General features: G+C 64.0%; 7 protein-coding genes. All 7 read right to left on the bottom strand.

Annotated elements, in window-relative coordinates:
* A partial coding sequence (locus AC1DCZ_RS19105; protein WP_476975972.1) for a sensor domain-containing phosphodiesterase occupies positions 1–1,181 on the bottom strand: 1,181 nt, incomplete at its 3' end.
* Positions 1,182–1,607: 426 nt separating this feature from the next.
* Positions 1,608–1,943: a YciI family protein gene (locus tag AC1DCZ_RS19100; RefSeq protein ID WP_476897109.1), complete on the bottom strand. Its 336-nt coding sequence runs from the start codon at positions 1,941–1,943 to the stop codon at positions 1,608–1,610.
* Between the two features lie 154 nt (positions 1,944–2,097).
* Entirely contained in the window at positions 2,098–2,310 is a 213-nt protein-coding gene (locus AC1DCZ_RS19095) for a hypothetical protein (protein WP_476975971.1), read from the bottom strand.
* 45 nt (positions 2,311–2,355) lie between these two features.
* Positions 2,356–2,589: a hypothetical protein gene (locus AC1DCZ_RS19090; RefSeq protein ID WP_476897107.1), complete on the bottom strand. Its 234-nt coding sequence runs from the start codon at positions 2,587–2,589 to the stop codon at positions 2,356–2,358.
* 357 nt (positions 2,590–2,946) lie between these two features.
* Positions 2,947–3,549, bottom strand: coding sequence for an SRPBCC family protein (locus AC1DCZ_RS19085; protein WP_476897106.1), 603 nt, complete (start codon positions 3,547–3,549; stop codon positions 2,947–2,949).
* Positions 3,550–3,573: 24 nt separating this feature from the next.
* The gene (locus tag AC1DCZ_RS19080) at positions 3,574–4,014 is read right to left on the bottom strand and encodes an SRPBCC family protein (RefSeq protein ID WP_476975970.1); all 441 of its coding nucleotides are present in this window, start codon (positions 4,012–4,014) and stop codon (positions 3,574–3,576) included.
* Positions 4,015–4,595: 581 nt separating this feature from the next.
* On the bottom strand, positions 4,596–4,987 hold a 392-nt coding region (locus AC1DCZ_RS19075), incomplete at its 5' end, for a VOC family protein (RefSeq protein ID WP_476975969.1).

Genomic DNA, 4,987 nt, shown 5'->3' with positions numbered 1-4,987 from the left:
TCGACCAGGGCCGCACCGAGGGCGCGCTGGCCCTGGTCGTCGTCGATCCCTGCAATGAGGCTGCGGTCCAGTTTGATGATGTCGGGCCGGATGTGGAGCACGTGCCGCATGGAAGCGAACCCCGAGCCTGCATCGTCGACGGCGATGCGTAAGCCTTCGGCCCGTAGTGGCGCCAGCACCGAGAGGAGGGGACCGTACTCGGATACTTCCAGCCTTTCCGTCAGTTCGAGGACCAGCCTCGTCAGCGACAGGCCGGACCGCTGCAAGAGACCGGGCAACCGTGGATCCAGGCAGGTCTCCGGTGAAATGTTCAAGGCCACATAGATGTCCGGAGGAAGCGCCTGGGCGGCCGCCAGGGCGGTTTCCAGAGCGGCGAATTCGAGTTCACCCAACAAACCCACCTGGGCGGCTTCGGCGAACCAGAACTCCGTTCCGGCGCCGTCCTCGTCGACGAATCGGGCCAGCGCCTCGACGCCAAGGAGCTTTCCGGTGCTCAGGTGGTGGATGGGCTGGAACGCAGTCAGCAGCATTTCCTGGTCAATCATTCCCTGGAGCTTTTCCCGGCTGAGGGAATTGATTGCCTCCCGTGCGCTCAGCGGCGGCAGTACCCTGCTCGTCCCTTCAAAGCCGCCACCCTGCCCCTCCGTCGATGGGCGCGTTGTGCCCGAGACGTCCATCCAGACGGCGCTGCCGTCGCGGTGCCGGCACCGCACAACGACCCCGTCCCAGCCCGGCCCCGCTGCGGCGATGTCCGCCTTGGCCCGGGCAAGGTCCCGGCCGTCGATGACGAGGTCGTATCGCCGGCCGAGAAGTTCCGACGGCTCCCAGCCCAGCAGGCCGGCGCTGGCCGGGCTGCAAAACGTGAAGAGCCCCTGGTCATCCAGCGCCCACACCCATTCATGGCTGGTGCTCAGAACGGTGTCCATCAGTTGGGCGGTTGCCCTCGTGCGGCTTCGCTCCGCCCGGTGGCCCCGGCGAAAACGCACGGCCAGAACGACGGCCATCGTGATTGGCATCACGATGACGAAGGCCGCCATCAGCTGGTCGAACGGATCGTCGAGGATGCCTTCGGGGTCAAGGATCAGGGCAGCGCCGGCGGTCAGGGCGAACACCACCTGAACCACCAGCACGCACACCAATACATCCCGCACCCGCGGCGTTCCGGAAACCTTGCTCGTCATGCCCCTACCCCCAGTTTGGTTTACTGAGAGTACCCCGTCGGAACCAGCATCTTCACGAAATGCACCGGGTTTTCGCATTGTTGCAGGTCCGGCTCCCGTATCTCTTGCTGTGGAAGCAGTTCGGAGTGCCCAGACATGGAGACTCCGAGTTTTCGTTACCGGCACCGCTCCGTGACACACCGGTGGAACGTGGCGTTGGTTATCTCTGCCTTGTCGATGAATTCTCTAATTACCACATTGAGTGTTGAATGAGTCCTTCGAGGCCAAGAGGACGTGGCAGCTTCCTCCCCTTCGTCACCCGCGGCGGAAAGATGCAGAGCAGCCAGGCCGTGGCCTGACCGCCGTATCACGATACTGGCGCAAGCCGGGCAAGGCCCCTTGCCGGCCGTCCTCAGGGACGACGACAAGGGACCTTTCGCGTTCGGGCTACATTCCGGGGATGTCCAGGGCCGGGTAAACCTGGATGGAGGCGCCGGGCATCATCAGGTGCGGGTGGCCGTCCATGAGCGCCAGCGCCTGGTCCATGTCCTCGGCCTCAAGGATCGAGTAGCCGCCGACGCCTGCAGCGGTGTCGGATGTGCCGGTCGTGCTGATCTCTCGTCCGTTGCCCAGCGGGGCGCCCATGTCGGTGAGGTGCTGCCCGGCGCGGCCGGCCCAGTCCATCCAGGCCTGCATGCCGTCCGCGGCGGCCGCGGGGTCGTTGTTTTCCATGGTTGCCTCTGCTGACTCCGGTGCAGCGTAGATCACGACAAACTTGGACATGCTTTCCTCCATCATGAAGGGGCCCCGGACGGGCCCTGATGCCTGAACCTTACGTGAAGAAACTGAACGCAAGGTGCGGCGCCTGCCCGGACCTCGGCTCCACAGGGGACACCGGTGGCTTTCCTGGAGCCAGGGTCGTCCGGCGGCTTCTGGGTCAGGGAATGGGTGCTTCTTCGTCGGAAAGTTGTTGATCTTCCAGCCGTGCGTCTTTGAACCCGGAACGGAGAAGCGCCATGGAGGCCAGCACGAGGAAGACGACGGAGGCCCAAAGCGCCGCGCCGGTGCCTGCGATGGTGGCGATGAAGCCGCCCAGAGGTGCCCCGATGACGATCATTCCACGGTTCACCGACGGCACAGTTGCACTCACGCGGGCAATGAGTCTGTCCGGGGTCACGGCCAGGCGATATCCCGTTTACAGCGGGCCTTCCACGCCCGTGGCCATGCCGAAGAGCAGCTGCCCGGTGCCGGCCAGGGCCAACGCAGCCCATAGCTCCCCGGACCATTGCAGCGCAGAGCCGTAAATCTGACCGGTATGGGTGCCACAGGCCTCGATGGGTGCCCGCGCAACAAGGGCAACCGCCAACGGCTGGGCTGTGCGCGCAGCAACCATGGTCCTGCCCGTGCCCCAGCGATGTCCCAGACGCATGGAAAGGCTGGCGCCTACGACCGGTCCTTCGAAGACTTTCCAGGTCCATCAAGCCCGGAACGGGGAGACATCCCCGGCCGAGGCCGCCGCTGATGGGCATCGTTCGGCGGGGGAACCGGTCAATCCAGACTCCGGCGACAATACCGAAGAGCGGATACGGGGCCCGCCGGGCGGCATTGACCAGGCCCGGGTCCAGGGTGTTCCGTTCATTGTGACCAGAATCAGAACAGACAGGGCCGGGGTCGTGATACAGGTGCCGAAACCGGACACTGTCGAGGCGAGTCAGAACCTGACGAACACCGGATATTGGCGGAGCTGTGACGGCACGACGGCCGGGGCATCGGCAGGAACTTCCACTCAACCCACATGATCTCGTTGACTTGGAGCCAATCGGCGACGCTTAAGATAATCCGCGTGGATCGTTTCCCACGAGGGGTAGATCTCGGCCCACCAGCGCGGCCACGGGACCGGTTTCCCCTCGAGGGCTTCCTGGAGGTGGTCCAGATGGGTGTGCCATCCCGCCAGGCTCCGGGCCACCATGGCCTCGGGCGCGGAAATGGTGTTGGTGAATATTAGGCGCGTGCTGTGGGCGGCGCCGCCGACGCGCGCAGCGGTCAGTTCAAAGCGGATGCTGCCGTGCATCTCGTTGCTGATTTCGAATACGTGCGGCGGATCCACTGTGAGGACTGTACCGGTCCACCATTCCATGTCAGTCCCGTTTTCTTCGTCCCTGGCATTGAGCCACTGCAGATCAAAGGAGGATCCGGGCTGCAGGGATCCACGGGACCGGGCCCACCACGTTGCTGTTTCCGCAGGATCGGTGACGGCCTGCCAGAGACGTTGGAGCGGGTGGGCGTATTCCCGCTCGAACGTCAGCCGCACCAGCCCCTGCCCGAGGTTTGTTGCGCGTCCGGGCGGATGGCGACGCAGGTCGGTGTTGATTCCGGGGTGTTCTTTCAACGGGCTTCCTTCAATTCCAGCGCTTCAGCGGGAAGCGGATTCGAGGGTGGTCTTGAGGGCGGTCAATTGCGCGACCTCGCTCTGCATGGTCTTGTTGATCATCGGTCCCATGAGTTTCATGAGTCCTTTCGGGTGCAGTTCCAAGGAAAACCTGATGGCAGTGCCGCCGGGAGCCTCGCTGAGTCGGTATTCGCCGAAGGGCCGGGCCGGGCCGGCAACAACGTGAAAGCGGAGGAGCCGGCCGGGGGCCGCCTCGGTGATTTCATAATCGCCGGCGATGGGCCGGCCGCCGGGTCCGGTCAGGGTCTGGGCGTAAATTGCGCCCACGGCTCCCGCCGGGCCGCTCTTGAGGGCGATGCGTTGAACCCCGTGGCGCCACGTGGGATTGTTGAGTCCGTCCGCGAGGAACGCGTAGACCTCCTCGGGAGTGCGGTTGATGGTGGTTTCATTCTCGGCGTGGGCCATGGTGCTCCTAGGTAGTTCGGGTGCCCGCACGCCTGCAAGGACGGCGGGACTGTGTTTGCTTTGAGTGCACGACACGGACGAGCACGCCCAAATCTGAGCTGGTTGATCCCGCCCGGAGTGTTGACGCCTACGAGGACTCGATGGCGCAGTCTCGTGAAGGGGTGGTTTGCTCATCGTCAGCTCCTTGCCGGAACACCGACGTCGCCCGGTGTTTCGGCAGCTGCAGATACGATGCTGCGCGCGCGTTACCCATTGAATATTCGATACCCGCTACGCGGCCGTCTTTGATAAGTCGACGCGATCCATTGTGCGAAGCGCCTCCCGGACTTTGCTCTGACCGTGGGACGTCGGCTTTGCCAAGACCCTCCTAGGAGCCTACGTCCCACCACGTATGGTTCCATCGATACCGTGCCGATGGAGCCATCCGCCGTTTCGGCCTTAGCCCAGTCAAATCCCCGGGAGAATCCCGGGACTGGTTTCCAGCCAGCCAATTTGGTCGTCGATGCTCGGGCACTACGTCCTCGTCACCAACCGGCACGCTGCTTTCGGGCGCGTTCACTGCCCTCCACTATTTCGGGGTGTTAGTCCTTGGCTCCGGTGATGTTGACCAGCCAGGCCACACCGAACTTGTCGTTGCACATTCCGAAGGTGTCTCCCCAGGGGGCTTTTTCCAGGGGCATGGTCACGGCGCCGCCGTCGGAGAGCTTCTCCCAGTAGCCGCGGAGCTCGGCGTCGTCTTCCCCGCTGAGGGAGATGCTGAATGTGGTGCCGGGGTTGAATTCCATGCGGGCGGGCGTGTCCGAGGCCATCAGTGTCAGGCCGGAGGGTGATTCCAGTTGTGAATGCATCACCAGATGGTCTTCGGCGGGTTCCTGGCTCGCGTGGAAGTCGGCAAAGGTGTTGGTCACCAGCTCGCCGCCGAAGACGCTCTTGTAAAACTCCATGGCTTCACGGGCGTTGTTGCGGAAGCTCA

The organism is Arthrobacter sp. 10N418, from assembly GCF_056394725.1.
This window is presented reverse-complemented; position numbering and strand designations above follow the sequence as displayed.

Bases quoted from the DNA above. Each gene is read 5' to 3' on its own strand.
- AC1DCZ_RS19100 (WP_476897109.1), bottom strand. From the start codon at position 1,943: ATGTCCAAGTTTGTCGTGATCTACGCTGCACCGGAGTCAGCAGAGGCA.
- AC1DCZ_RS19090 (WP_476897107.1), bottom strand. From the start codon at position 2,589: ATGCGTCTGGGACATCGCTGGGGCACGGGCAGGACCATGGTTGCTGCG.
- AC1DCZ_RS19080 (WP_476975970.1), bottom strand. From the start codon at position 4,014: ATGGCCCACGCCGAGAATGAAACCACCATCAACCGCACTCCCGAGGAG.